The organism is Pseudomonas sp. Sample_16 (genome assembly GCF_004307665.1).
Classification (GTDB): Bacteria; Pseudomonadota; Gammaproteobacteria; order Pseudomonadales; family Pseudomonadaceae; genus Aquipseudomonas.
Window position 1 is genome coordinate 1 of record NZ_RCOB01000166.1, and the last position, 2,100, is coordinate 2,100.

Sequence of the window (2,100 nt, forward strand, 5' to 3'; positions counted from 1 at the left end):
TGGAGAACTTTGCCGGGGTGATGAATTTCGTGATTTTCCCGATGTTTTTCCTGTCGTCGGCGCTGTACCCGCTGTGGAAAATGCGCGAGGCCAGCGAATGGCTGTATTGGCTGTGTGCGGTGAATCCGTTCAGCCATGCCGTGGAGCTGGTACGGTTCGCCCTGTATGAACGGTTCAATCCACTGGCGCTGGCGGTGTGCATGGGTCTGACGCTGCTGTTTGCGTTGTTCGCCGTACTGACCTTCAACCCACAGCATGCAGCCTTGCGCAAGGCCGGGTGACAGCACATCGCTCCCACAATTGAGCTTCAACAGGGGAAATTACTACTTTAGTACTGGTTTCCCTGTCTATCGTCGCATTCCCAACGTCCCCCGACTGGCATGTAATGAGGCCATAACTATAAGGACTCAATCCCATGCCGCGTGTCCGACGCTGTCTGCTGCGCCCTTGCCTCGCCGCCCTGTCGCTGAGCCTCGTACTGGGTGTCGCGCAGGCCGATACCCGACTGTTCTCTGCCGACGGCTATCGCATCGACCTGTATCGAAGCCCGACGCCGACCCAGTTACCAGGCGCAACCATCGTCGACACCCCTGCCCTGCAATTGTTGCTTGAACAACAGCCGCGCCCGCTGCTGATCGACGTCTACCGGCGGCAATGGCTGCAAGGCCGGTTCATCGAAGACACGCCCCACGAAAACCTGCCCGGCAGCCATTGGCTGGCCAATACCGGCGACGGTGAACTGACGCCGCAATGGCAGGATTATTTCGCCGCCCACCTGAAAAAGCTGACCGCCGGCGACCCGACGCAACCGCTGGTCTTCTATTGCCGCTCTGACTGCTGGTTGAGCTGGAACGCGGTCAAGCGTGCGGGCGCCATGGGCTATAAGACGTTGTATTGGTATCGCGATGGCCTGGACGCTTGGCAAGCGGCCAGTCTGCCAGTGTCGCCTGCCCGCCCGGAGCCCTTTCCCTGAGCTTTACGCCTGCGTGTTATTGCCACACCATAATCAAAATAATGAGGTGAAAGGCCATGTACAAAATCCTGATTGCCGACGATCACCCGCTGTTTCGCGAAGCCATTCACAACGTCATCAGCGACGGTTTTGCCGGCAGCGAAGTGATGGAAACCGCTGACCTGGACAGCGCCTTGGCCCTGACCCAGGAACATGACGACCTCGACCTGATTCTGCTCGATTTGAACATGCCCGGCATGCATGGGCTCAATGGCCTGATCAACCTGCGTAACGAAGCACCGACCATTCCAGTGGTGATCGTTTCCGCCGAGCAGGACAAGCAGATTGTCCTGCAAGCCATCACTTATGGGGCGGTGGGTTTCATCACCAAGTCGTCACCGCGTGCCCAGATGACCGACGCCATCCAGCAAATTCTCAATGGCAATGTCTACCTGCCTCCAGACATCATCCGCACTGCCAAAAGCAGCACCCACCGGCGGATGAACGACACCCCGGCGTTCCCGCCCGAACTGCTGCAAGCCCTGACCCGCAAGCAACTCCAAGTGCTGGAACGGATGACCAAGGGCGAGTCGAACAAGCAGATCGCCTACACCCTGGAAATTGCCGAAACCACGGTCAAGGCCCATGTCTCGGCAATCCTGCGCAAGCTCAACGTGCACAATCGAGTGCAGGCGATCCTGAGTGCCGGGGATATTGATTTCGGCTCTTACCTGCGGCGTTGAAACAGAAGATCGCGTCGCTTCCATCGCTGGCAAGCCAGCTCCCACAGGGTTTTGTGAACAGCACACATCCACTGTGGGAGCTGGCTTGCCGGCGATGAGGCCCTCACAAACACCGACAGGCTCATGGCCTTGCGAGCAAGTGACTCCCACAGGGTTTTGTGAACAGCACACATCCACTGTGGGAGCTGGCTTGCCAGCGATGAGGCCCTCACAAACACCGGCAGGCTCATGGCCTTGCGAGCAAATGACTCCCACAGGGTTTTGTGAACAGCACACATCCACTGTGGGAGCTGGCTTGCCAGCGATGAGGCCCTCACAAACACCGACAGGCTCATGGCCTTGCGAGCAAGTGACTCCCACAGGGTTTTGTGAACAGCACACATCCACTGTGGGAGCTGGCTTGCC

4 protein-coding genes are annotated in these 2,100 nt (G+C 58.4%); 3 read left to right on the forward strand and 1 reads right to left on the reverse strand.

The features are described 5' to 3' along the window. The 3 genes from D8U69_RS21370 to D8U69_RS21380 form a co-directional block, all read left to right on the forward strand. Nucleotides 1-281: ABC transporter permease (locus D8U69_RS21370; RefSeq protein ID WP_177434590.1), on the forward strand; the 281-nt coding region annotated here is incomplete at its 5' end. Between the two features lie 134 nt (nt 282-415). After that, the gene (locus tag D8U69_RS21375; RefSeq protein ID WP_130904751.1) at nt 416-973 is read left to right on the forward strand and encodes a PQQ-dependent catabolism-associated CXXCW motif protein; all 558 of its coding nucleotides are present in this window, start codon (nt 416-418) and stop codon (nt 971-973) included. A gap of 56 nt (nt 974-1,029) precedes the next feature. Beyond that, a complete protein-coding gene (locus D8U69_RS21380; protein WP_056852902.1) occupies nt 1,030-1,695 on the forward strand; it encodes a response regulator transcription factor in 666 nt (221 codons plus the stop codon). Here D8U69_RS21380 and D8U69_RS29630 read toward each other — a convergent pair. Then, nucleotides 1,680-2,100 (reverse strand): hypothetical protein (locus tag D8U69_RS29630; protein WP_206663070.1); only part of this gene is annotated, 421 nt, incomplete at its 5' end. The genes D8U69_RS21380 and D8U69_RS29630 overlap by 16 nt on opposite strands.